Origin of the sequence: Microbacterium sp. LB12 (genome assembly GCF_037150835.1) — a bacterium.
Lineage (GTDB): Bacteria > Actinomycetota > Actinomycetes > Actinomycetales > Microbacteriaceae > Microbacterium.
Genome location: NZ_JBBCPF010000006.1, coordinates 86,427 through 110,656, shown reverse-complemented (window position 1 = coordinate 110,656; position 24,230 = coordinate 86,427). Strand labels below are relative to the sequence as shown.

The 24,230-nt window shown below is 68.3% G+C and carries 22 protein-coding genes and 1 tRNA gene; 11 read left to right on the top strand and 12 right to left on the bottom strand.

From position 1 onward, the window contains the following. Positions 1 to 34: 34 nt before the first annotated feature. Positions 35 to 1,276 carry a glucose-1-phosphate adenylyltransferase gene (locus WFM69_RS12095; protein WP_337004974.1) on the bottom strand — a complete coding sequence of 414 codons (1,242 nt, stop codon included), beginning with the start codon at positions 1,274 to 1,276 and terminating at the stop codon, positions 35 to 37. A 46-nt stretch (positions 1,277 to 1,322) separates the two neighbouring features. Here WFM69_RS12095 and glgA point away from each other — a divergent pair, with 46 nt between their 5' ends. The 3 genes from glgA to WFM69_RS12080 all read left to right on the top strand — a co-directional run bounded on the left by glgA (position 1,323) and on the right by WFM69_RS12080 (position 3,659). Next, a complete protein-coding gene (gene glgA, locus WFM69_RS12090; protein WP_337004972.1) occupies positions 1,323 to 2,507 on the top strand; it encodes a glycogen synthase in 1,185 nt (394 codons plus the stop codon). 17 nt (positions 2,508 to 2,524) lie between these two features. Further along, complete coding sequence (locus tag WFM69_RS12085) at positions 2,525 to 3,310, top strand: ABC transporter ATP-binding protein (RefSeq protein WP_337004970.1); 786 nt, start codon at positions 2,525 to 2,527, stop codon at positions 3,308 to 3,310. A gap of 91 nt (positions 3,311 to 3,401) precedes the next feature. Next, positions 3,402 to 3,659 carry a type B 50S ribosomal protein L31 gene (locus tag WFM69_RS12080; protein ID WP_021200734.1) on the top strand — a complete coding sequence of 86 codons (258 nt, stop codon included), beginning with the start codon at positions 3,402 to 3,404 and terminating at the stop codon, positions 3,657 to 3,659. Positions 3,660 to 3,730: 71 nt separating this feature from the next. Here the strand turns inward: WFM69_RS12080 and WFM69_RS12075 are convergent, their stop codons facing one another. From WFM69_RS12075 to WFM69_RS12065, 3 genes are read right to left on the bottom strand one after another with little or no spacing between them, the layout of a single operon-like run. Further along, positions 3,731 to 4,012, bottom strand: a complete 282-nt coding sequence (locus tag WFM69_RS12075; protein WP_337004966.1) for a hypothetical protein — start codon at positions 4,010 to 4,012, stop codon at positions 3,731 to 3,733. Between the two features lie 56 nt (positions 4,013 to 4,068). Further along, positions 4,069 to 5,322 (bottom strand): alpha/beta fold hydrolase, encoded by a 1,254-nt coding sequence (locus tag WFM69_RS12070; RefSeq protein ID WP_442928383.1) that lies wholly within the window; start codon positions 5,320 to 5,322, stop codon positions 4,069 to 4,071. Further along, on the bottom strand, positions 5,319 to 7,322 hold the full coding sequence (locus WFM69_RS12065; RefSeq protein ID WP_337004962.1) for a DUF262 domain-containing protein: 2,004 nt from the start codon (positions 7,320 to 7,322) through the stop codon (positions 5,319 to 5,321). The genes WFM69_RS12070 and WFM69_RS12065 overlap by 4 nt, the downstream gene beginning before the upstream one ends. Positions 7,323 to 7,497: 175 nt before the next feature. Between WFM69_RS12065 and WFM69_RS12060 the strand changes: the two genes are divergently transcribed. After that, positions 7,498 to 8,271 carry a hypothetical protein gene (locus WFM69_RS12060; protein WP_021200730.1) on the top strand — a complete coding sequence of 258 codons (774 nt, stop codon included), beginning with the start codon at positions 7,498 to 7,500 and terminating at the stop codon, positions 8,269 to 8,271. Between the two features lie 186 nt (positions 8,272 to 8,457). Next, positions 8,458 to 8,961: a DUF3145 domain-containing protein gene (locus WFM69_RS12055; protein ID WP_337004960.1), complete on the top strand. Its 504-nt coding sequence runs from the start codon at positions 8,458 to 8,460 to the stop codon at positions 8,959 to 8,961. Positions 8,962 to 9,098: 137 nt separating this feature from the next. Here WFM69_RS12055 and yczR read toward each other — a convergent pair whose 3' ends face one another. After that, entirely contained in the window at positions 9,099 to 10,502 is a 1,404-nt protein-coding gene (yczR, locus tag WFM69_RS12050) for a MocR-like transcription factor YczR (RefSeq protein ID WP_337004958.1), read from the bottom strand. 95 nt (positions 10,503 to 10,597) lie between these two features. On the opposite strand from yczR, the gene yczE reads away from it, so the two are divergent. Then, complete coding sequence (yczE, locus tag WFM69_RS12045) at positions 10,598 to 11,263, top strand: membrane protein YczE (RefSeq protein ID WP_337004956.1); 666 nt, start codon at positions 10,598 to 10,600, stop codon at positions 11,261 to 11,263. Between the two features lie 71 nt (positions 11,264 to 11,334). Here yczE and WFM69_RS12040 read toward each other — a convergent pair whose 3' ends face one another. The 6 genes from WFM69_RS12040 to aceE all read right to left on the bottom strand — a co-directional run bounded on the left by WFM69_RS12040 (position 11,335) and on the right by aceE (position 18,954). After that, on the bottom strand, positions 11,335 to 12,573 hold the full coding sequence (locus tag WFM69_RS12040; protein ID WP_337004953.1) for a beta-ketoacyl-[acyl-carrier-protein] synthase family protein: 1,239 nt from the start codon (positions 12,571 to 12,573) through the stop codon (positions 11,335 to 11,337). A gap of 94 nt (positions 12,574 to 12,667) precedes the next feature. Then, complete coding sequence (locus WFM69_RS12035) at positions 12,668 to 12,916, bottom strand: acyl carrier protein (RefSeq protein WP_017830435.1); 249 nt, start codon at positions 12,914 to 12,916, stop codon at positions 12,668 to 12,670. A 68-nt stretch (positions 12,917 to 12,984) separates the two neighbouring features. Further along, the gene (locus WFM69_RS12030) at positions 12,985 to 13,986 is read right to left on the bottom strand and encodes a beta-ketoacyl-ACP synthase III (protein WP_337004951.1); all 1,002 of its coding nucleotides are present in this window, start codon (positions 13,984 to 13,986) and stop codon (positions 12,985 to 12,987) included. Beyond that, positions 13,983 to 14,903, bottom strand: coding sequence for an ACP S-malonyltransferase (locus WFM69_RS12025; RefSeq protein ID WP_337004949.1), 921 nt, complete (start codon positions 14,901 to 14,903; stop codon positions 13,983 to 13,985). The genes WFM69_RS12030 and WFM69_RS12025 overlap by 4 nt, the downstream gene beginning before the upstream one ends. A 96-nt stretch (positions 14,904 to 14,999) precedes the next feature. Further along, positions 15,000 to 16,196, bottom strand: a complete 1,197-nt coding sequence (locus WFM69_RS12020) for a PucR family transcriptional regulator (RefSeq protein ID WP_337005294.1) — start codon at positions 16,194 to 16,196, stop codon at positions 15,000 to 15,002. Between the two features lie 31 nt (positions 16,197 to 16,227). Beyond that, positions 16,228 to 18,954: a pyruvate dehydrogenase (acetyl-transferring), homodimeric type gene (gene aceE, locus WFM69_RS12015; protein ID WP_337004947.1), complete on the bottom strand. Its 2,727-nt coding sequence runs from the start codon at positions 18,952 to 18,954 to the stop codon at positions 16,228 to 16,230. 153 nt (positions 18,955 to 19,107) lie between these two features. On the opposite strand from aceE, the gene WFM69_RS12010 reads away from it, so the two are divergent. The 4 genes from WFM69_RS12010 (at position 19,108) to WFM69_RS11995 (ending at position 22,491) form a co-directional block, all read left to right on the top strand. After that, positions 19,108 to 19,180 (top strand) — tRNA-Val (locus tag WFM69_RS12010). A gap of 191 nt (positions 19,181 to 19,371) precedes the next feature. Then, the gene (locus WFM69_RS12005) at positions 19,372 to 20,514 is read left to right on the top strand and encodes a serine hydrolase domain-containing protein (RefSeq protein WP_337004945.1); all 1,143 of its coding nucleotides are present in this window, start codon (positions 19,372 to 19,374) and stop codon (positions 20,512 to 20,514) included. Between the two features lie 80 nt (positions 20,515 to 20,594). Next, the gene (locus WFM69_RS12000) at positions 20,595 to 21,482 is read left to right on the top strand and encodes a TIGR01777 family oxidoreductase (protein WP_337004943.1); all 888 of its coding nucleotides are present in this window, start codon (positions 20,595 to 20,597) and stop codon (positions 21,480 to 21,482) included. A gap of 55 nt (positions 21,483 to 21,537) precedes the next feature. Next, on the top strand, positions 21,538 to 22,491 hold the full coding sequence (locus WFM69_RS11995; RefSeq protein WP_337004941.1) for an L-lactate dehydrogenase: 954 nt from the start codon (positions 21,538 to 21,540) through the stop codon (positions 22,489 to 22,491). 37 nt (positions 22,492 to 22,528) lie between these two features. Here WFM69_RS11995 and WFM69_RS11990 read toward each other — a convergent pair whose 3' ends face one another. Continuing rightward, on the bottom strand, positions 22,529 to 23,293 hold the full coding sequence (locus WFM69_RS11990) for an SDR family oxidoreductase (protein ID WP_337004939.1): 765 nt from the start codon (positions 23,291 to 23,293) through the stop codon (positions 22,529 to 22,531). 100 nt (positions 23,294 to 23,393) lie between these two features. On the opposite strand from WFM69_RS11990, the gene WFM69_RS11985 reads away from it, so the two are divergent. Further along, on the top strand, positions 23,394 to 24,230 hold the full coding sequence (locus WFM69_RS11985) for a helix-turn-helix transcriptional regulator (protein WP_337004937.1): 837 nt from the start codon (positions 23,394 to 23,396) through the stop codon (positions 24,228 to 24,230).

Genomic DNA, 24,230 nt, shown 5'->3' with positions numbered 1-24,230 from the left:
GATCACCGGGCCGGTCGCCGGCCGCATGACGTGCTCAGCGCTCGATGAAGACGCCCTTGCCCACGACCGTGATGCCCGATTCGGTCACGGTGAAACCGCGCGCGAGGTCGCGTTCGCGATCGACGCCGACCGTCGCGCCGTCGGCGAGCACGACGTTCTTGTCGAGGATCGCTCGATGCACACGGGCGCCTTGGCCCACGTGCACGTGATCGAACACGACAGAGTCGGTGATCGTGGAGCCCCCGCCGGCGAGCGTCCACGGTCCGACGACGCTCCGCTCCAGATGCGTCCCGGACAGCACGGAGCCGAGCGAGACGATCGAGTCGATCGCATTGCCGATGCGCCCGACCGAGTCGCGGACGAACTTCGCCGGCGGCGAGTTGACCGCCTGGGAATGGATCGGCCACTCCATGTTGTAGAGGTTGAACACGGGCAGGGTCGAGATCAGGTCGCGGTGCGCGTCGAAGAACGAGTCGATCGTCCCCACGTCGCGCCAGTACGAGCGGTCGCGCGGCGAGGAGCCGGGCACCTCGTTCTGCTTCATGTCGTAATAGCCGGCTTCGCCGCGCTCGACGAAGTACGGCACGATGTCGCCGCCCATGTCGTGTCCCGACACCGGCGACTCGCCGTCGGCTTCGACGGCGGCGATCAGGGCGTCGGCGTCGAAGATGTAGTTGCCCATCGAGGCGAGGACCTCGTTGGGCGAGTCCTCGAGACCGGTGATGTCGGTCGGCTTCTCGAGGAACTGCTTGATGCGGCCCGATTCCGCGTCCGCGTCGATCACGCCGAACTGCGACGCCAGCGCGAGGGGTTGACGGATGCCCGCCACGGTGGCTTTGGCGCCGGACTCGATGTGCGCCTCCAGCATCTGACGGAAGTCCATCCGATACACGTGATCGGCGCCGATCACGACCACGATGTCGGGCTTCTCGTCGTTGATGAGGTTCATGCTCTGCAGGATCGCGTCGGCCGAACCGGAGAACCAGCGCTTTCCGAGACGCTGCTGCGCGGGCACCGACGTCACGTACGAGTCGAGCAGAGCGGACATGCGCCAGGTCTGGGAGATGTGCCGGTCGAGGCTGTGCGACTTGTACTGCGTCAGCACCACGATCTGTCGGAGGCCCGAGTTGATGAGGTTCGAGATCGCGAAGTCGATGAGTCGATACTGGCCACCGAAGGGCACTGCGGGTTTCGCACGATCGGCCGTGAGAGGCATGAGTCGCTTGCCCTCGCCGCCGGCGAGGATGATCCCGAAGACCTTCTTAGGAGCGGACATGGCTCCACCATAGATGCCTTCCTCCTCGCTGTACTAGCGTTCAGACATGCGAGTTGAGATGATCACGAAGGAGTATCCGCCGGAGGTGTACGGCGGCGCCGGCGTGCATGTCGCAGAGCTCGTCGCCGCGCTCCGTGAGCATGTCGATGTGCGCGTCAGAGCGTTCGGTGCGCCGCGCGCGGAACCCGACACTTTCGCGTATCGGACACCCGTCGAACTCGCCGACGCGAACGCCGCGCTGCAGACACTGGGCACCGATCTCGAGATCGTCTCGGCCATCACGGGGGCCGACCTCGTGCACAGCCACACCTGGTACGCGAACTTCGCCGGTCACCTCGCTGCGCAGCTGCACGGCATTCCGCACGTGCTCACCGCGCACAGCCTCGAGCCGCTGCGCCCCTGGAAGGCCGAACAGCTCGGCGGCGGCTACGCGATCTCCAGCGGCATCGAGCGCCTCGCGTACGAGAACGCGGCCGCGGTGATCGCCGTGAGCGCGGGGATGCGTGCCGACATCCTGCGCAGCTACCCGCAGGTGGATCCCGCCAGGGTGCGGGTGATCCACAACGGCATCGACGTCGAGCGCTGGCGTCCCGTGCACGATGCGGCTTTCCTGGAGTCGATCGGGATGGACCCGACTCGCCCCTCGGTCGTCTTCGTCGGCCGGATCACGCGGCAGAAGGGGCTCCCGTATCTGTTGCAGGCCGCGCGGCTCCTCCCGCCCGAGGTGCAGCTGGTGCTGTGCGCGGGCGCGCCCGACACCCCCGAGATCATGGCGGAGGTCCAGGAGGGTGTGCGGCTGCTCCAGCAGACCAGGGACGGCGTGATCTGGATCGAACGGATGCTCCCGCGCGAGGAGCTGTCGGCGATCCTGACCGTGGCGACCACCTTCGTCTGCCCCTCGGTGTACGAGCCGCTCGGGATCGTGAACCTCGAGGCGATGGCGTGCGGTGCCGCGGTCGTCGGAACCGCGACCGGCGGCATCCCTGAGGTCGTCGCCGACGGCGTGACCGGTCGGCTCGTGCCGATCGATCAGCTGCAGGACGGCACCGGCACTCCCGTGGACCCGGAGCGCTACGTGGCCGATCTCGCGGCCGTGCTCACCGAGGTGGCGACGGATCCGGAGCGCGCGCGTGCCTTCGGAGAAGCCGGACGCGAGCGTGCACGGAACGACTTCAGCTGGGCGGCGATCGCGGAGACGACGCGCGCGCTCTACGCGGAGCTGACCGCCTGAGCAGATAGGCTGATCGCATGCCGAGTGCTCTGGAATTCACCGACGTCGTCGTGCGCCGTGAGGGGCGCAACATCATCGATCACGTGACCTGGGAGGTCAGCGACGATCAGCGATGGGTGATCCTCGGCCCGAACGGTGCGGGCAAGACGACGCTGCTGCAGCTCGCCGACACCCTCATGCACCCGACCTCCGGGACGGTGACCGTGCTGGGGGAGACCCTGGGGCGCACCGACGTGTTCGAGGTGCGTCCGCGCATCGGCTTCGCCTCGTCGGCGATGGCCAAGCGCGTGCCGCGCGACGAGACGGTGCTCAACACGGTGCTCACAGCGGCCTATTCGGTGCTGGGTCGGTGGAACGAGAACTACGAGGACATCGACGAGCGCCGCGCCCTCCGCGTGCTCGGCGACTGGCGCCTCGATCACCTGGCCGAGCGCACGTTCGGCACGCTCAGCGACGGCGAGCAGAAGCGCGTCCAGATCGCCCGAGCCGTCATGACCGACCCGGAGCTCCTGCTGCTCGACGAGCCGACGGCGTCCCTCGATCTCGGATCGAGGGAGGAGCTGCTCGCACTGCTCAGCGGCTACGCCTCCTCGCCGACGACTCCTGCCATGCTCATGGTGACCCACCATGTCGAGGAGATCCCGGTCGGGTTCACGCATGTGCTGCTGATCCGCGACGGTGCTGTGGTCGCGGCCGGTCCGATCGCGGAGACGCTCACGGCCGATGCGCTGAGCGACACCTTCGGCATGCCGATCGTGCTCAGCAGCGAAGGCGGCCGCTACGCCGCCCGCGCAGCTTCCTGATTCGCATCTGATAGAATCGATCCTTGGTGCTCTCTGCACTACAGACTTCCCTCGTCCCTGGCACAATCCAGGGCAGCAACTAAGGAATCCCATGAAGACTGACATTCACCCCGAGTACAAGGCAGTCGTGTTCCGCGACCTCGGTTCGGGCGAGACGTTCCTCACCCGTTCGACCGTCTCCAGCGACAAGACCATCGAGCTGGACGGCGTGGAGTACCCGGTGATCGACGTCGAGATCTCCTCGGCATCGCACCCGTTCTACACGGGCAAGCAGCGCATCATGGACTCGGCCGGTCGCGTCGAGAAGTTCAACCAGCGCTTCAAGGGCTTCGGCGGCTCGTCCAAGTAACGACTGCCACGAAGAAGGCCCCATGCTCCTCGGAGCGTGGGGCCTTCTTCGTTCGTGTCGGCATTCCTGCATCAGATGTCGAGGCGGATCCGGCCGTGGTCGATCGTGTCGGGAGGATCGCCAGGAGATGGCGCCGGCGCGGTTCGCTGCGTCTGGCGATCGCGCTCGATCCCCGCCTCGTGTGCGGACGGCGACCAGACGGCATCGAACGCACCGCTGAGCCCGCCCCCGCCTGTCTCGTATTTCTTCTCGACGGGCATCTTCGAGAAGCGGAAAGCGAGCAGCACGATGGCCGCGCAGACGACGAGCAGAAGCACTCCCACCGTCACGATGACGCCCACTCCTTCGTCCATGGCTTCAGAGTATGCGGCGGGCGCTGTCCATGACATCCCTCACACGACGGACCCGGTCAGCGGACGCGGCGCCCCTGAGCCAGGTCGATCAGTCGCGAGAGCACGGGGCCGCTGCGCAGGCCGTTGTGCTCGTGCTCGCTCGTGACCCAGAGCTTCACATCGGGCAGCAGGCGCGCCGTCTCGAGCGAGAACTCCAACGGGACGTAGACGTCGTCGACGTAGACAGCCGCCGCACCCGTCGCGCCGGAGGCGCCGATCGCCTGCGCGTCGTAGATGATCGGCCACTCGTACTCCGCGAGAGCGAGCGTGACGTCGCGCCACGGCCGGAACGCGGGCACGGTCTCGGTCCACTCCCGGCGGATGTGCTCGCCGGTGAACAGCGTGGGGTCGTCACGGAAGTCCGCGGGCTCGGTGCGCTCGGCAGACCAGCGTGTGGCGTGTCCGTCGGCGTAGCTGGACTCGTGGAATGCGAAGTACAGCGGGTTGCGGCCGTCGTAGGGCATCGCGTGCATCAGGTCGTAGCGGAACGCGTTCGTTGACGGGTCACGCTCCAGGAGCGACCAGAGCGTCTGCCAGCCGTCGTTCGTGCCGAGGGCGGAACCCGCGGAACGGAGGCGTGACCGCGAGACGACCTCGCCGTCCGGCAGGACGATCTCCCCGGCATCGGCGAGGTCCACGAGACGGCGCATCGCATCGCGGTGCTCGGGGAACCGCCGGTAGTACCGCTCCGAGGCGGTGCGCATCTTGTCGTAGCAGAGCGCGTACACGTCGTCGGGGTGACGCCCGATCGCACTGAGACCCCCGGTGATGAACACATCGTCGAGCGAGCCCGCGTCAGTGGAGAGGTACGCCAGCGTGGTGAAGCCACCGAACGACTGGCCGAGCACGCTCCATGTCTTCGCACCCAGATGCTCACGCATCGCCTCACAGTCGCGGACGATCGCATCGGCCCGGAGGTGTGTGAGGTGTTCGGCTACGGCCTCGGTGCCTCGTGCGAGGTCGCCATCGCCGACCGGGGTGGACCGGCCGGTGCCGCGCTGATCGAGGAGCACCAGCCGATAGTGCGCGAGCGCCTCGTCGAGCCAGGCCGGCGAGGGTGAGGAGTGGAACGGGCGCGGTGCCTCATGCCCGGGACCGCCCTGGAGGAACACGAGATAGGGGAGGGCCTCGCCTCCTTCGCGGGCGACGACGCGGGCGAAGATCTCGATGGTGCGCTGATCGGAGTCATCTCCCCACACCAGGGGGACGGTGAGCGTGTGCTCCTCGACGGTGAGATCCAGCAGACGGCGGACGATCGTGGTCATGGTCACATCACATTTCCGATGTAGGAGTACTTGACGAAGACCTCCGAGGCGATGCCCGACTCCTCGAGCACGCCCTGCACGGCGGTCATCATGTAGTTGGAGTCCCATCCCATGTAGAGGAAGTGCGACTCGTCGAGCTCGTCCCACTGGCCGTTCCACGACTTCTCGTCGTAGATCGGCCCGCCGTGGGCGGCACAGTACGCCAGGGCGGCCGGGCGCGCGTCGGTCCACGCGCGCCGGAAGACCCGGTTGAACAGGTACTTGACGTCGGGCACCTCCCAGCGCTCGCCCCGATACTCGACGTAGTCGAACTCCCGCTCCCAACCGGTCGGCCATCCGCGACGGCGCACCGCATCCAGGATCGGGGTCAGGCCGTCATCATCGATCTCCGGGAGCGCGGGGCGCGCCCAGATGCGGATCAGGTCGGCCGTGAGCGCGATGGTGCGTCGGGTGATCGCCGCCGTTCCCCAGGATTCCGCCTCGGCGAGATCTCTGGTCGCCGGGACGGAGCTGCGCGCGTAGGCCTGCTCCCGCTTGATCGGGAATGACGCGCCGAACACCCGCTCGGTCAGCGACTGCTCGAGCAGCGTGAGGTTGCCGAGGGTCGGGGCGAGTGCGCGGTGGCTGTTCTGCTCGTCCTCGGAGTACTCGATCCACGGTCGCTCCCCATCGCCGGACCAGCTGTCGCCGGGCACGGTCGGGACGATGTGCTCGACGTCGAACGCGTCGAGGTCGTCGACGCCCTCCAGTCGCCCCAGCACATAGGCGGGGTGGGGGAGCTCGCTGTACTTCAGCACCGCGCTCACGCGCTCGTCCGACGGCGTGATGGGGGCGAACGCGCGCGCGAGGGCGTCCCGGCCGTCGCGGCGTGCGCGACAGAGCCTGGCGATCAGTCGCTCGGCAGGCAGGTTGACGAGCGCCCGGCGGAGGTAGAGCGCCTGCAGCCACTCGAGCGTCTCGATCAGTTCGGCACGATCGATGACGCCGCGTACGTGGTCGCTGTACGCGCTCATCACGAGCGGGTAGGACGACCTGCCGAAGGTGTTCACGTGCCGCAGCTGCCGTGCGACCTCCGGGTCGGGCTCCTTCGAGGGGTCGAGCAGGATCCCGTAGATCTCCGCGAAGTGCCGCCACTCCTCGGCATCCGCCTGGAGGTGGGCGACGTCGACACGCGGGAACGACTGTCGGAAGGCGCTGTACACCCCGTGCTCGCCGTTCGCCGCGACCTCGCGACCGGTGACGCGCACGAGGAAGTGCCGCCAGAAGGCGCCGATGGCTTCTCCGGTGTGCTGCTCGATCGGCACCCAGAAGCGATTCTCGACGTCGAGCTGCTCCGCGTGGCTCAACCCCATCAGGATGTAGTTGTGGATCAGCTCGTGGTCGCGCAGCGGCTCGCCCGTGGAGTTCAGGCTCTCGAAGATCTGCTGGGCGTTCGCCTGGGCCCCGAGGGTGATCGACACGTGCTCGAGCTTCTGGAGCCCCCGCCAGATGAGGGGGACCTCGTCGACGTGGATCTGGCTGCGGAAGAACGCGTAGTTGTCATCGAATCGGGACTCGCGATCGGCGTCGCCGCGACGATCCAGCACCACGGACTCGTACAGGTCGGCCCACGCGTCATGGGGTCGGAGCGTGGTGCGCCCTGGCACGTCGGTGCGGACCAGAACACGCTCGAGCGCACTCGCGAGCGCGGGATCGGTGTCTCGCACGGAGTGGTGGAGTGCCGCGACCAGGAGCATGAGAGTGGTGATCCGCTGCTGACCGTCGATGAGGATCAGGTCGGAATCGGCGGAGGTGCCGTCTTCCGCGGAAAGGATCGAGCCGATGAAATGCCGGTGGGCATCGTCTTCGCGAGCAACGGCGCGGATGTCGGAGAGGAGCCGCTCGCAGCCGCCGATGTCCCACCGATACTGCCGCTGATACACCGGGACGACGATCGTCGTGGTCCCTCCTGCGAGCCATTCGATCGTGTTGACTGCTGTCGCCTCGACGTTGGTCGCGGTGCTCATGCTGGTGTCTCGTCCTCCCGTTGCGACGGGTGCCGAGGACTCGCCGGGCGCCCCGATCAGTCTATTCGGTTATGCACGGCCGACCTCCGAAGGGCTCGCGGGCTTCGCTGTTAGGCTTGCCTTATCAGGGCCTGTTAAAACGTGCTGGCCCCCGATGAAAGGAACATGACTCGTCATGGGATACATCAAGTCCGCTGCGCTCGAGGAAAAGGGATTCGTCGTCCTCGACAGCTACAACCAGGAGCTCGACCCCAAGGAGTGGCTCGACATCGAGTACAACGACTGGAAGTCGTCGGGTGACACCCGCTTCGCGCCGCTCGCCAGTGCCTTCGGAGACATCGAGTGCAACGGCTTCTGGAACCACAAGCCGCCGCGCACCGACAAGGACGGCGTCTGGATCGACTCCCAGACCGAGAAGGCTCCGAACCTCACGCGTCGCGCGCAGGAGCCCGGTGCCAACGTCGGCCGCTGCCGGGTCATCGAGCTGCAGCCGACCCCCTACGGCGACTGCCTCTACAACCTGCACCAGGACGACAACAACCGCCTGAACCCGGACGGCACGGGCTGGGTGGTCCGCGGCTTCTTCAACCTGACGGACGACAAGGACAGCTACTTCGTCCTGCGCGAGAACCGCACCGACCCGAGCATCGAGTACCGCATCGCCCTTCCGGCCGGCGCCCAGCTCATCGTCGACACGCAGCGTCTGTGGCACGCCGCGACGCACAACGGCACCGAGCCCCGCTACTGCCTCATCACGTCGTGGACCTCGGGCCCCGAGCTCGACGCCTACATTGAGAAGTACCACGGCACCGACGACGTGCCCAACTACGAGGTCGACCAGGAGACGCTCGAGTTCGGCTACGCCGAGCAGGCGCGCAAGGACGCTGCTCGCGCCGCCTACTACGCCGCCAAGGGCCAGCAGGTCAAGCAGGCCATGAGCGAGGCGTGACCCTCGACTGACGCGCGATCGGGTTTCCGATCGGAAGGCCCCGGTCTCGTGACCGGGGCCTTCGTCGTGGAATGACACGCTTGTGATTTCCGGGGAACTCCGCGAGAATGGGCGCACAACCGCATATTCTCGCCACTTCGTGGTTCAGGTCGTTGGGGAAGACGCACCTGATGAAACGGAGAGATCATGGCGACGGCTTACGCACGCGGAGTGGTGTTCATCCACTCTGCGCCTCGCGCGCTCTGCCCGCACCTCGAATGGGCGGTGGGACGCGCTATCGGGCGTGCGGTGAACTTCGACTGGACCGAGCAGCCCGTCCTGGACGGCGCTCGACGTGCGGAGTTCTACTGGGACGGCCCCGTCGGCACCGGTGCGGCACTCGCGACGTCGATCCGCGGGTGGGAGCACCTCCGGTTCGAGGTCACCGAAGACCCCACGCCGCGCAGCGACGGAGGACGGTGGCTGCACACCCCCGATCTCGGCATCCACTACGCCCAGACCGACGCCGCCGGCAACATCGTGATCGGCGAGGATCGGATCCGCTACGCGATGGAGATCGCGGCAGGAAACGCGGTCGAGCTGCAGCGCGAACTCGACATCGCGCTCGGCTCGGCCTGGGACGAGGAGCTGGAGCCGTTCCGTCACGCCAGCGACGATGCCAGGGTCGTCTGGCTCCACAAGGTCGGCTAGTCCGACGTCACAGACCGGGAGCGGGGGAGGCGTGAGTATCGGATGCCGGTGAGTCATCCCGGACGCTGAGAAGACGTATCCCCGCTCCGCACGACGAGGACCCCGCCCCGGAACCGAGGCGGGGTCCTCGTGCGTCATCAGATGACCGCCGCGTGCGCGAGCTCATCGGGGCGGATGTGGGCCCCGCCGCGGACGTCGGCCCAGGCGGACGCCAGTCGTTCCATCGCCTCGGCCATCCGCTCCGGGGGCAGAGTGATCGGGATGCGGAGGCGCCGCTCGAGCACCCCGCCTGTGGTGAAGCGCGGGCCCGGCGGCAGGATCAGCTGACGCTCGCGCGCGGCGAGGGAGAGGGAGGTCGACAGCGGAGCGCCGATGTCGATCCAGGCCGAGAGGCCGCCCGGCGTTGTCGGCATCCGGAATCCGGGGATGGCGGAGACTCCGGCTTCGACCGCGGCACGACCCACCTGCAGGCGCTGGCGGACGTGCGAGGTCAGGGCGGGCATGTCGGAGAGGAGTTCCACCGCGATGCACTGCTCGAGAAGGGCGGTGCCGAGTTCGAACGAGGGTCGCACCGCGAGCAGGCGAGAAACGAGCGAGCGCTCGGCCCTGATCCATCCGACGCGCATGCCACCCCACGCGATCTTCGACATCGATCCCACGGTGATCACATTGGGCCCGCTCGCCGCCATCGGACGGGGCGACCAGCCACGGTCGATGTCGAGCTCGGTCGTCGTCTCGTCCACGATCAGATGCGTGCCGACGTTTCGCGCTGTGGTGACGACGCGTGAGCGCTCCTCGTCGGGCAACGTGGCGCCTGTCGGGTTGTGGAAGTCGGGGATGAGATAGGCGACGTGGGGGCGAGCGCTGAGCAGCGTCTCCGTCAGATGGCGGGTGTCCCAGCCGTCGACATCGACGGGAGTCGGGAGCAGGCGGTACCCGTGCCGATGCAGCGCCTCCAGAGCGTGCGGGAATGTCGGCTGCTCGACCAGCGCTCGCTCGCCGCGATGTCCGATTGCCGTCAGGATGAGGTTGACCGCGTTGAGGGCGCCGGAGGTGATGATGATCTCGTCGGCCGAGGTCGGAGCGCCGCGCTCGGTGAAACGCTGCGCGACCGCGGCGCGGAGCTCGGGAAGGCCGCGCAGAGAGTATCCGCTCGTGCCGCGGAGGGCGGCCAGTCGGGGGAGTGAACGCACCGTCGCGTCATAGAGACCGGGGGTCGAGTCCATCGAGGCGATCGACAGATCGATCGCCTCGTCGTCGTAGTCCGAATCGGCGACGATGTGTCCGTGGGGGAGCGTGACCCGGGTGCTTCCGCCGTGCAGCCGGGTGACGTAGCCGTCCCCTTCCAGCACGCCGTAAGCCCGCGTGATGGTCGAGCGCGACCGGCGCAGCTCGAGTGCGAGTGCGCGTTCGCTGGGGAGACGCTCGCCGACCGTGAGGCGCCCGTCGAGGATCAGGGCGCGGATCTGGTCTGCGAGTGCGGTCGCCGCGGCACCCGCGACGTTGTGCGCACCGAGCTGTTCGACGAGTCGTGATCCCATGCCTCCAGCATGACGCAGAAGTGGCCTGATAAGTGCATGCCACTTTCACCCAGTGGATCCGCCTTCGCGTTCACACCGCACGCCACAGTGGGAGTATGTTTCTCCGCGCCGTGCTGCTCCCCATCACCGCCACCAGTCGGCGCGACCTCGTCGAGCGCTTCGTGCAGCTCCTCGTCGGGCTGTTCCTCTACGGCGTCTCGCTCGGCTTCATGGTGCGCGGCGGTATCGGCGTCGCTCCGTGGGACGTGCTGGCCCTCGGTCTCGCCGGGCAGACCGGTCTCCGCTACGGGACGATGACCGTGCTCGTCTCGATCGTGGTGCTGCTTCTCTGGATTCCGCTGCGCCAGCGTGTGGGACTCGGCACCGTGCTGAACGCGCTCCTGGTCGGCCCCAGCGCCGATCTCGCCCTCGCCGTGATCCCGCAACCGCCGTCGGTCTGGATCGGCGCACCGATGTTCGTCTTCGGGCTGCTGCTGCTGGCATTCGCGACCGGCCTGTACATCTCCGCCGACTTCGGTCCCGGCCCGCGTGACGGTCTGATGACCGGGCTGGTGCGCCGCACCGGCTGGGCCGTCTGGATCGTGCGCACGATGATCGAAGGCGGTGTCCTCCTGATCGGCTTCCTGCTCGGCGGGCCGGTGGGTGTGGGCACGGTGCTCTTCGCGTTCGGCGTCGGCCCGCTCATCGGATGGTTGCTGCCGTGGATGACGCGGATACGCGAGACCCGGTCGCGCCGGCTGGGTGAACTCCGCTCCGCCTGACGCTGCGGTGCGCACGAAGAGAGGCCCTCGGAATCCCGAGGGCCTCTCTTCCTGTGTGCTGCTGCGGTGCGTCAGTCGGCGCCGGCGACCACGAGCACGGCGTTGTGGCCGCCGAACCCGAAGGAGTTGCTGATGGCGATCTGCTGTCCGTCGCCGAGCGGTGTCGCCTCGCCGGAGAGACGGAACGGCACGGCCGGGTCCGGCTCGGTCATGTTGATGGTCGGCGGGGCCACGCGATCCCGCAGGGCGAGGAGCGCGAAGATCGCCTCCAGCGCGCCCGTGCCGCCGAGCAGGTGACCCGTGGAGGCCTTCGTGGCGGACACGGGGATCTCGTCGATCCGGTCGCCGAAGACCTTCTTGAGTGCGACGTACTCGTTCGGGTCGCCGACCGGGGTCGACGTCGCGTGTGCGTTGATGTGCGTGACCTGATCGGCCGTGATCCCGGCCTCTTCGAGCGCCTGCGTCACGGCTCGTGCGGCGCCGTTGCCCTCGGGGTCGTTGCCCGTGATGTGGTAGGCGTCGGCGGTGACTCCACCGCCGAGGATGTAGCCGTAGATCTTGGCGCCGCGCGCCTTCGCGTGCTCCTCGGTCTCGAGGATCAGCGCCGCGGCGCCCTCGCCCATGACGAAGCCGTCACGGTCGATCGCACCAGGGCGGGAGGCATGTGCCGGGTCGTCGTTGCGACGGGACAGCGCCTGCGCAGAAGCGAAGGAGGCCATCGTGATCGGGTGGATCGCCGACTCGGTGCCACCGGCGATCACGACGTCGGCGAGGCCCTCCTGCAGGTGGTGGAAGGCGTGGATGATCGACTCGGTGCTCGATGCGCAGGCACTGACGACGGTCTGCGCATAGGCGCGTGCCTCGAACTGGAGCGACAGGTTACCTGCGGCGGCGTTCGGCATGAGCATCGGGACCGTGAGCGGCATGACGCGACGCGGGCCCTTCTCGCGGAGGGTGTCCCACGCGTCGAGAAGCGTCCAGAGACCACCGATGCCGGTGGCGAAGTCGATACCGAGGCGCTCAGGTGCCACCTCGGGGGAGCCGGCATCCGCCCAGGCCTCGCGTGCCGCGATCAGCGCGAACTGCGATGACGGGTCGAGGCGCTTCGCCTCGTGGCGGGGGAGCACCTCTTCGGGGCGGACGATCGCCTCGGCGGCGAACGTGACGGGCAGCTCGTACTGCTGGACCCAGTCGTGCTCGAGCGTGCGGGTACCGGACATGCCGGCCAGCAGATTCGTCCAGTTGTCCGGGGCCGTGCCGCCGATGGCGGAGGTGGCGCCGATGCCGGTGACGACGATGCGCTTGGTCATGGGGTGTGGTTCCTTGTCGAGACGAGGTCGAGGGGTGGGAGGTCAGAGCGGAGGATGCCACTCCCGACGAAGCGGGGGTGGCATCCTGCCGGGATTACTCCTGGCCCGCGACGATGAAGCTGACGGCGTCGCCGACGGTCTTCAGGTTCTTGACCTCGTCGTCGGGGATGGTGACGCCGAACTTCTCCTCGGCGTTGACGACGATCGTCATCATCGAGATGGAGTCGATGTCGAGGTCGTCGGTGAACGACTTCTCCAGAGCGACCTCGGAGGCGTTGATGCCGGTCTCGTCGGTGATGAGCTCTGCGAGGCCGGCGAGGACCTCATCGTTGGTGAAAGCCATGTGGTCTTCCTCTTTCTTGCGGGTTGTATTCGGAACCGTGGAACAGTCTAGGGAAGGTCAGCGCATTCTCAGGGAAGGACGACGACCTGAGCGGCGAACACGAGACCCGCGCCGAAGCCGATCTGCAGCGCGAGTCCGCCCGAGAGCTCGGGGTGCTCCGTCATCAGACGGTGGCTCGCCAGCGGGATCGACGCGGCGGAGGTGTTGCCCGTGGTCTCGATGTCGCGGGCGATCACGGTCGTCTCGGGCAGCTTCAGCTGCTTGGCGAACTCGTCGATGATGCGCATGTTCGCCTGGTGCGGGATGAACGCGGCTATGTCGGACGGCTCGACGCCGGCCTTGTCGAGTGCTTCACGGGCGACCTTGGCCATCTCCCACACCGCCCAGCGGAAGACCGTCTGGCCTTCCTGGCGGAGCGTGGGCCACGGTACCTCGCCGTCACGGAACTCGGTGAGCGTCGCGTTCATGCCCACCGCGTCGGCCTTCGAGCCGTCTGAGCCCCAGACCGCGGGCGCGATACCCGGCGTGTCGCTCGGGCCGATGAGTGCGGCGCCCGCGCCATCGCCGAGAAGGAACGAGATGCTGCGGTCGGTCGGGTCGACGACGTCAGACAACTTCTCGGTGCCGATCACGAGGGCGTAGCGAGCGGCGCCGGCCTTGATGAGGGCGTCCGCCTGCGCGATCGCGTAGGCGTACCCCGCGCAGGCGGCGTTGATGTCGTAGGCCGCAGCGGGGTTCGCGCCGACACGGTCGGCAACGATGGCCGAGACCGACGGCGTCTGCTTCGGGTTGCTGATGGTCGCGACGATCACCAGATCGACCTGATCGGCAGCGACGCCCGACTTCGCGATGGCCTCGGCGGCTGCGGTGGTCGCGAGGTCGATCGCATCCGTGCCCTTGTCGGCGCGGGCACGGGTGACGATGCCGGTGCGCTGGCGGATCCACTCGTCGCTCGAGTCGATCGGCCCGATGAGGTCCTCATTGGGGACGGCGTTCTCGCCGCGGGCCGCACCGTACGCGTAGATACGGGTGTAGGCGGGGCCGGTGATCTGGGCGAGCGTGGCGCTCATGCGGCTTCTCCGTTCAGCAGCGCGACGGCTGCATCAAGATCTTCGGGGGTCTTCACGGCGACGGTCGGCACACCCCGGAGGCCGCGCTTGGCGAGTCCGACCAGGGCCCCCGCGGGAGCGAGCTCGATCACACCCGTGACGCCCGCGTCGGCGAACGACTGCATGCACAGGTCCCAGCGCACCGGCGATGACACCTGGTCGACGAGGTAGTCGAGTGCCTGCGCGCCGTCGGTGACCGCGGAGCCGTCACGATTCGACCAGAGGGTGATGTCGGGGTTCGCGGGCGTGACGTCGGCGACCGCGTCACGGAGGGCCGCGACGGCCGAGGCCATGTATCGGGTGTGGAACGCCCCGGCCACCTGCAGCGGGATGACGCGGGTACCCTTGACGGGCTCGTCCGCGAGAGCGGCGAGTGCGGGGAGAGCTCCGGCGACCACGATCTGCCCGCCGCCGTTGTAGTTGGCGGGACTGAGGTCGAGCTCGGCGAGGCGGGCGAGGAGCGCATCCTCGTCGCCGCCGAGGACCGCGCTCATGCCGGTCGGGGTCTGTGCGGCGGCATCGGCCATCGCACGTCCACGGATGCCGACGAGGCGCATGCCGGTCTCGGCGTCGATCACGTTGCTGCCGACGAGGGCGGCGATCTCACCGACCGAGTGGCCGGCGATACCATCGGCGCGTCGGCCGGCACGCTGCGAGAGCGCATCCGCGGCGATCAGGGATGCCGCCACGATGAGCGGCTGCGCGACGCGGGTGTCGCGGATCGTGTCGGCGTCTGACACGGTGCCGTGCTCGCGAAGATCGACCTGGGCGGCGTCCGAGTACGCGGCGAGGCGCTCGGCCACCCCGTCGAGCTCGAGCCAGGGGGCGAGGAAACCGGGGGTCTGCGAGCCCTGTCCAGGGCATACGACGACAATCACCCACCCAGTCTGCCAACGATTGCGGCAGAGCGGTGGATGATGCATCACAAGATTGCGAGAAACCCTTGTGTGTGGCGTACAGAAAGCCGGGTCGGGTCAGCGTTGTGGGCGTCGCAGCGGGGGACGGCGGCGCACCTGCTCTGCCGCACCGATCGAGCCCAGGATGAGCGCGGTCTGCAGTATGAGAGCCTCGCGCGGACCCGTGGCATCCCAGCCGATCACCTCGCTCACACGCTTGAGGCGGTAGCGCACGGTGTTCGGGTGCACGAAGAGCTCGCGCGCCGTGGCCTCCAGTGAGCGCCCGTTGTCGAGGTAGCTCCAGAGCGTGGTCACCAGATCGGTGGAGTGCGCCTGCAGAGGACGGAAGATGCGCTCGATCAGAGTCTGCTTCGCGAGCGGATCTCCGGCGAGGGCGCGCTCCGGGAGGAGATCGTCGGCCTCGACGGGGCGGGGAGCTCCGCGCCAGGCACGGGCGACCGCGAATCCGGCGAGGGCTGCGCGTGCACTCTGGCTCGCGTCGACGAGTGCCGCGACGGCAGGGCCGAGCACGACGTAGCCCGGACCGAACGAAGGCTCCAGACGGGAGGCGATCTCCTGGAAGCCGAGTTCTTCCTCCTCGCCCTCCTGGCCCTCGACGCGGGCGCGTCCGAGCACGAGGACGAGTCGAGAACCCTGCACGCCGATGAGCACGTCGACCGCGAGCTTTCTCGCGGTGCGGCGGACGAGGTCGACGTCGAACTGCGGCGGGGTGGTCCCCACCAGCACCGCGACCTCGCCGTGGCCGTGCCAGCCGAGTGCAGCGATGCGGCTCGGGAGCTCCTCGTCGGCTTCGCCGGTGAGGATCGAGTCCACGACCAGGGCCTCGAGGCGAGCGTCCCAGAGGCCACGCGCCTCGGCCGCCCTGGCGTAGACGTCGGCCGCAGCGAACGCCACATCGCGGGAGTAGAGCAGGATCGCCTCACGGAGGTCCTCGCCACGCCCGGCGACGCGTTCTTCGGTGACCTCGACCGTCACGCGGATCAGCTGCAGGGTCTGCTGCAGGCTCACGCTGCGCAACAGCTCGCGCGGGGCCGCAGCGAAGATGTCGGCCGCGATCCACGGCGTCGATGTCGGGTCTTCATACCACTGGATGAACGACGTGATGCCGGCCTGGGCCACCAGCCCGACCGCCGAGCGGCGGGCTGGTGGCATGTCGGCGTACCACGGGAGGGTGTCCTCCAGGCGCTTGATCGTCACCGAGGCGATGTCGCCGGAGATCCGGCGCAGCCAGGTGAGCGTCGCGGCCTTGTCCATGCCGGAGGGAGAAGAACCTGTCACCGAGGGCTCAGCTTTCGCCGCCCGCGTTGCCGCTGGTTCCGGCGTTCACGTCGTGCAGACGGTACTTCTCGATCGCCTGGGCTGCGAGCGCGCGGTCGACCTTGCCGTCTTCCGCGAGCGACTGCAGCGTGCGGACGACGATCGACGGGCCGTCGATCTTGAAGAAGCGACGCGCGGCGGCACGGGTGTCGGAGAAGCCGAAGCCGTCGGCACCGAGCGTGGCGAAGCGGTTCGGAACCCACGGGCGGATCTGGTCCTGCACGGCGTGCATGAAGTCGCTCACGGCGACGACCGGACCCTCGGCGCCCTGCAGCTTCTCGGTGAGGTACGCGGTGCGCGGCTCAGCCTCGGGGTGCAGGAAGTTGTGCTCGTCGGCGGCGAGGCCGTCGCGGCGCAGCTCGGTCCACGAGGTGACCGACCAGACGTCGGCGATCACGCCCCAGTCGTTCTTCAGAAGCTCCTGCGCCTCGAGGGCCCAGGGGAGTCCGACTCCCGACGCGAACAACTGGGCGCGGTGGCCCTCGCCCTCGCCGACCGAGACACGGTGGATACCGCGGACGATGCCGTCCACATCCACGTCCGCCGGTTCGGCGGGCATCACGAGGGGCTCGTTGTAGAGCGTGAGGTAGTACATCACGTTCGGGTCCTCGTGCTGTCCGCCGTACATGCGCTCGATGCCCGAACGCACGATGTGCGCGATCTCGTAGCCGTAGGCGGGGTCGTACGAGACCGTGGCCGGGTTGGTCGCCGCGAGCAGGTGCGAGTGACCGTCCGCGTGCTGCAGGCCCTCACCCGTGAGGGTGGTGCGACCGGCCGTGGCGCCCATGATGAAGCCGCGCGCCATCTGGTCGCCGGCCGCCCACTGCGCGTCGCCCGTGCGCTGGAACCCGAACATCGAATAGAAGAGGTAGACCGGGATCAGCGGTTCGCCGTGGGTGGCGTACGACGTGCCTGCGGCGGTGAAGGCCGCGAGAGCACCGGCCTCGTTGATGCCGACATGCACGATCTGACCCTGCGGGCTCTCCTTGTAGGCGAGGAGCAGCTCACGGTCGACCGACGTGTAGTGCTGGCCGTTCGGGTTGTAGATCTTCGCCGTCGGGAAGTAGGCGTCCATGCCGAACGTGCGCGCTTCGTCCGGGATGATCGGGACGATGCGGTGGCCGAAGTCCTTCGCGCGCAGCAGATCCTTCAGCAGTCGGACGAACGCCATCGTGGTGGCGATCTCCTGCGTGCCCGAGCCCTTCTTCGGCAGTGCGTAGGCGCTGTCGTCCGGAAGCGACAGGCCGACGTGCGTCGAACGGCGCTCCGGCAGGAAGCCGCCGAGTGACTGACGGCGCTCGAGCATGTACTGGATCGTCTCGTCCTGCGGCCCCGGGTTGTAGTACGGGGGCAGGTACGGGTTCTCTTCGAGCTGGGCATCCGTGATCGGGATGTGCATCGCGTCGCGGAACGTCTTGAGGTTGTCCAGCGTCATCTTCTTCATCTGGTGGGTCGCGTTGCGGCCCTCGAAGTGTGGTCCGAGGCCGTAGCCCTTGACGGTCTTCGCGAGGATGACGGTGGGCTTGCCCTTGTGCTCGGTCGCGGCCTTGAATGCGGCGTACACCTTTCGGTAGTCGTGACCACCGCGCTTGAGGTTCCAGATGTCGTCGTCGGAGTAGTCCTTGACGAGGGCCGCGGCGCGCTCGTCGCGTCCGAAGAAGTGCTCACGGACGTAGGCACCGGACTCGGCCTTGTACGTCTGGTAGTCACCGTCGGGGGTGACGTTCATGAGGTTGAGCAGCGCACCCTCGGTGTCGCGGGCGAGCAGGTCGTCCCACTCGCGACCCCAGACCACCTTGATGACGTTCCAGCCGGCGCCGCGGAAGAACGACTCCAGCTCCTGGATGATCTTGCCGTTTCCGCGCACCGGGCCGTCGAGGCGCTGCAGGTTGCAGTTCACGACGAAGGTGAGGTTGTCGAGACCCTCGTTGGCGGCGACCTGCAGCTGTCCGCGGCTCTCGACCTCGTCCATCTCGCCGTCGCCGAGGAACGCCCAGACGTGCGACTGGGAGGTGTCCTTGATGCCGCGGTTCTCCAGGTACTTGTTCGACATGGCCTGGTAGATCGCGTTGATCGGCCCGAGGCCCATCGACACGGTCGGGAACTGCCAGTACTCGGGCATCAGGCGCGGGTGCGGGTAGGAGGGGATGCCGTACGGGGCGTGCGACTTCTCCTGGCGGAACCCGTCGAGCTGGTCCTCGCTCAGGCGTCCTTCGAGGAAGGAGCGGGCGTAGGTGCCGGGGGAGGCGTGACCCTGGATGAAGATCTGGTCGGCACCGCCGGGGTTGTCCGCACCCTTGAAGAAGTGGTTGAAGCCGACTTCGTAGAGTGCCGCCGACGAGGCGTACGTCGAGATGTGGCCACCGACGCCGATGCCGGGACGCTGTGCGCGGTGGACCGTGATCGCGGCGTTCCACCGGATCCAGGCGCGGTAGCGGCGCTCGACCTCTTCGTCTCCGGGGAACTCGGGCTCGTTCTCGGGAGCGATCGTGTTGATGTAGTCCGTCGTCGGGACCATCGGCACGCCCAGGTGCAGCTCCTTCGAGCGCTTGAGCAGGCTGAGCATGATCTCGCGGCCTCGGCCATGGCCCTTGGCATCGACCAGCTCATCGAGGGACTGCTGCCACTCGCCGGTCTCCTCCGGATCGCTGTCGAGGGGGCCCTGGGAGTACGGATCCTGGTCGTGCACGGTCACGGGGGAACCTTTCGTCAAGCTGGCAGGTCATGCCAAGGAAACGGGAAGCGACACGGGCAGCCTTGTCAGCTGTGCACAACGCGCGCCGCCATCAGCCTATCCCTCTTCCACGACACGGGTGCGCACCGGGCGACCGATAGACTGACGGCACCAGGGCCTTTAGCTCAGCTGGTAGAGCGCCACGTTTACACCGTGGATGTCGTCGGTTCGATCCCGGCAGGGCCCACCTCGTATCCCTGTGCACCTGCGTCGTGTGTCGATCCTTCCGCCAGCGAAACCAGGACTCAGGTCTCTTGTCGAGTCCTCTCCCTCTGGAGGACTCTGGTGTCCGTGGCGCTCGTCGCGCCGGAGACACGATCGCCCAGGAAGGTCACCATGCCCCTCGATGCACGTGTACGAAACCCGCGGATCGTAGGGATGACGGCGCTCGGGATGGCCGCCCTCGTGACCGTCGGATGCGCCGGCACAGCGGCTCCCGTCGCCACAGCGACGCCGACGAACGCAGTCACCCGGCCGGCGGCACCGGAAGGCGAGCTGCCCGCGGACCTCCAGGCGCAACTGCAGGATGCGCTGGAGCAGGTCATGAGCGAGTACGACGTCCCGGGCGCGGCCGCCGGCGTCTGGATCCCGGGAGAAGGGTCGTGGACGACGGCCGTGGGCGTCGCCGACAGGGAGGGCGACGTCCCCGTCACGGTCGACATGACGTGGCCGATCCGCAGCATCACCAAGTCCTACACCGTGACGCTCCTGCTGCAGTTGGTCGACGAGGGGGAGGTCAGCCTCGATGACACGATCGACGAGTACGTCGAGGGCGTCACCGACGGCGGGGAGATCACCCTGCTCGAACTCGCGAACATGTCGAGCGGGAACGCCGACTACGTCGATGACGAGTTCCTCGCCGACTTCAGCGTCGACCCCGAGAAGATCTACACGATCGATGAGCTGAACGCCTTCGCGCTCGGCAAGCCCGCGCAGTTCGCGCCCGGCACCGAATACCGCTACACCAACGCCAACACGAACCTGCTCGGCGCCGTCATCGAGAAGGTCACCGGGAAGCCGTATGCGGAGGTGCTCGACGAGCGCATCCTCACCCCGCTCGGACAGAGCGGGACGGCCTACGTCGCCGACGTGGCCGACTGGGCGACCCCGCACGCGATCGGGTACATGACGATCGACGGTGCGCTGCAGCCGCAGACCGAGAACCCCTCGATCCTCGGCGCAGCGGGGGCGATGTTCTCGACGCTCGACGACGGCCGGGTGTGGGCCGAGACCCTCGGCACCGGTGCGCTGCTCACTCCCGAGACCCAGAAGCTGCGTCAGGTCGGGCATCCGATCCCGCAGCCGCCGTACGACGAGTACGCCGTGGGGATGGGAGAGACCGACGGCTGGTGGGGGCACAACGGTGAAGGAGTCGGGTTCACCGCCGCGACCTTCCATGACCCGGTGTCGGGCGCGAACATCGTGGTGTACATGAACGAGTCGAACGTTCCCGACGCCCACCCCGCAGATGCGGCCTTCCGAGCACTGGCGGGGGTCGTCACCGGAGCCGCCGGGAGCTGACCTCGCGCCGTCGTCGATCTCCCGCGCACAAGGGGCGTACCGTGGTGCGGGACACGATCGAAGGACCGGGAGCGAGCACAATGGCGCGACGCATCGTCATCAGCGGGGCATCGGGGCTGATCGGTGCCGCCTTGGCCGCTTCGCTGCGCGCTGACGGTGTCGAGGTCACGACCCTCGTACGGCGTGCACCTCGCCTCGACAGCGAGGCGCAGTGGATGCCGGGGGAGCGACCCCTCGATCCCGACGTGCTCGCCGGTGCCGAGGCCGTGATCGCACTCGGTGGTGCCAGTGTCGGACGGCTGCCGTGGACGCGCGCGTATCGGCGCGAGCTCGTCGATTCGCGCCTGCAGGCGACCCGCACGATCACCACGGCACTGCGAGCGCTGCGGGCGGATGCGCCTGCCCTCGTATCGGCGTCTGCTGTCGGCTACTACGGTTCCGCGCCCGGTGAGACCCTGACCGAGGATTCCGCCGCAGGTCAGACGTTCCTCGCCGACCTCACGGTGCGCTGGGAGGCGGAGGCGCGCCGGGCACAGGATCACACCAGGGTCGCCCTGCTGCGGACGGCTCCTGTCGTCCACCGTCGCGGAGTGCTGAAACCTCTGATCACGCTGACCCGTCTCGGTGTCTCGGGTCCCCTCGGGCGCGGCACCCAGATCTGGCCGTGGATCTCGCTCGACGACGAGGTGCGCGCGATCCGGCACGTCGTGGACGCGAAGATCGCCGGACCGGTCAACCTCACCGGGCCCACGTCGGCTTCCGCGAACGACATCGGCCGCGCCCTCGCCACGCGGATGCACCGTCCGTTCTGGCTTCCCGCACCGGCGTGGGCCTTGCGCCTCGCCCTCGGCGACGCAGCGGAGTCGCTGCTGCTGCCCGACGCCGACGTTCGCCCGCAGGTGCTGGAGCGGTCAGGCTTCGTCTTCACCCATCGCGCTGCGTCCGAAGCAGTCGCCGCGGCGCTCTGAGTCTCGTCCGGGTGAGGCCTCCCAGTTGGGGGCGTCGCACTGCAAGACTGTGCGCATGGAGATCATCGAGAACTCGAAGCTCACGGTCGTCGGCGCGGGAAGTGTGGGATCGAGCGTCGCGTATGCAGCGCTGATCCGCGGATCGGCGCGCCACGTGGCGCTGTACGACATCGCGACGGCGAAGGTCGAAGCCGAGGTGCTCGATCTCGCGCACGGCACGCAGTTCACCGGGTCGAGCGACATCATCGGCGGCAGCGACATCTCGGTCGCAGCGGGATCGCACGTGGTGGTCATCACCGCGGGTGCGAAGCAGAAGCCCGGCCAGACCCGCATCGAGCTCGCCGAGGTCAACGCGGGCATCATCCGTCGCATGATGCCCGACCTGCTGGAGGTGGCTCCGAACGCGATCTATGTGATCGTGACCAACCCGTGCGACGTGCTGACCGTCATCGCCCAGGAGGAGACGGGGCTTCCACCCGAGCGCATCTTCGCCTCGGGGACGGTGCTCGACACGTCTCGTCTGCGCTGGAAGCTGGGGGAGCGGGCCGGCGTGTCCACGGCCAGCGTCCACGCGCACATCATCGGCGAGCACGGCGACACGGAGTTCCCGTTGTGGTCGCGGGCGACGATCGGCACGGTGCCGATCATGGAGTGGGAGACCCCGGATCACCCGCGCTTCACGCTCGACGAGCTCCAGGAGATCGCCGTCGACGTGCGCGACGCCGCCTACAAGGTCATCCTCGGCAAGGGGGCCACCAACTACGCGATCGGCCTGTCCAGCGCGCGGATCGTGGAAGCCATCCTGCGGGATGAGCATGCCGTCATGCCGGTGAGCACGGTGCTCCGCGACTTCCACGGGATCGACGGTGTCGCTCTCTCGGTGCCTTCGATCGTGAGCGCGTCGGGGGCCGTGCCGATCCGGAACACGTCGTTCTCCGACGAGGAGCTCGCACTGCTGCGCCAGTCGGCCGATGCGCTGACCGCGGCCGCGGCCTCGCTGCGCCCGTGAGCCGGGGCGTCGGCACGCGGCCGATGCCCGTGCCTCGTCAGTTTCCGTGCGGGTCGGTCCGGTTCAGGGTCGCGACGACCTGCGGGTAGTCGCCGCGGGCCTCGCCGTAGCGGAGGAACTTCACCCGTTCGACCTGGATCTCCCTGGCGTCCGGCTGCGTCTCGATCAAGGTCATCACCTCGTCGATGAACTCGTCGAGCGGCATCGCGGCCTCGTTCTCCTCGTGGCCGGGCATGAGTGCGGTGCGCACGGCAGGCGGCTCCAGCTCCTGCACCGACACCGTGGTGTCCGCGAGCTGCAGGCGCAGCGATTCGCTGAGCATGTGGATCGCCGCTTTGCTGGCGTTGTACGACGGCGTGACCCGCAACGGGGCGAAAGCGAGCCCGGAGGAGACCGTCATGATCGTGGCGTCCGGCTGCGCCCGCAGGTGGTCGATGAACGCGGCGATGAGTCGGATGGGCCCGAGGATGTTCGTGGTGACGGTCTCCTCGGCCGTCGAGAGGAACCCGGAGGGCGTGCTCCAGTCCTCGGCGCGCATGACACCTGCCATCGTGACGAGCACGTTGAGGGAGGGGTGGGCGGCGAGCACCTCGCGCGCGGCGTCGCGGATGCTCTGGGCGTCGGCGGCGTCGATGCGCACCGTGTGGATGCCGGGATGCGCGCTGGCGATCTCGGCGAGCAGCTCCTCGCGGCGGCCGCCCACGATCACCGTGTTCCCACGCTCGTGCAGTCGGACGGCGAGCGCGAGACCGATGCCGCTGGTCGCGCCGGGGATGAAGATGGTGTTTCCGCTGATGTTCATGCTCCCAGCCTCCGGCGGGTGTCGGGTCGGCTCCAGAGAGCGCTCATCCAGGGATCGGGCGTCCCTGGATCGGGTCGTGGCGGCGGGGGATACTTCAGAGGTGGATCGTGATGCGCTTGCCGAGTTCCTCCTTCGTCGACGGGAGGCGCTGACGCCCGCCGACGTCGGCCTGTCGGCCGGGGCGCGACGGCGCACGACGGGACTCCGCCGCGAAGAGGTGGCGCAGCTGGCGACCATGTCGACCGACTACTACACGCGCCTCGAGCAGCGGCGCGGCCCCCAGCCGAGCGTGCAGATCCTCGCGGCCCTGGCGCGAGCGCTGCGGCTGACCGAAGACGAGCGCGACTATCTGTTCCGGCTCTGCGGTCACAGTGCGCCCGATCGCGCGCATGTCACGGACTACGTCCGCCCCGGCATCCTCCGGGTGCTCGACCGCCTGCACGACACACCCGCATTCGTGGTGTCGGTGCTCGACGAAGTGCTGGTGCAGAACGACGCGGCACGTGCGCTCATCGGCGATGCGAGCGGTCTCACCGGTCTCGACCGCAGCGGCATCTACCGCTGGTTCGCGCACCCCGAGACCGAGCGTCGTCGGTACCGGGACAACGACCATGCGCGGCAGTCCCGGGCGCTCGTCGCCTCGCTCCGCGCAGCCCACGGGGTGATGGGCGCACGGTCGCGGGCGGGCGAGATCGTCGCGGAGCTCTCGGCGCGCAGCCCGGAGTTCGTCGAGCTGTGGGAAGCGCACGAGGTGAGTCGCCGGTTCGAGCAGCACAAGGTGATGGTGCACCCGGAACTCGGTGAGATCGAGGTCGACTGCCAGGCGCTGTTCACCGAGGACGAGTCGCAGGCCCTGATCGTGCTCACGGCCGCGCCGGGGAGCGAGGCGGCGAGCAAGCTCGAGTTCCTGCGGGTGCTGGGGACGCAGACCGTCTGA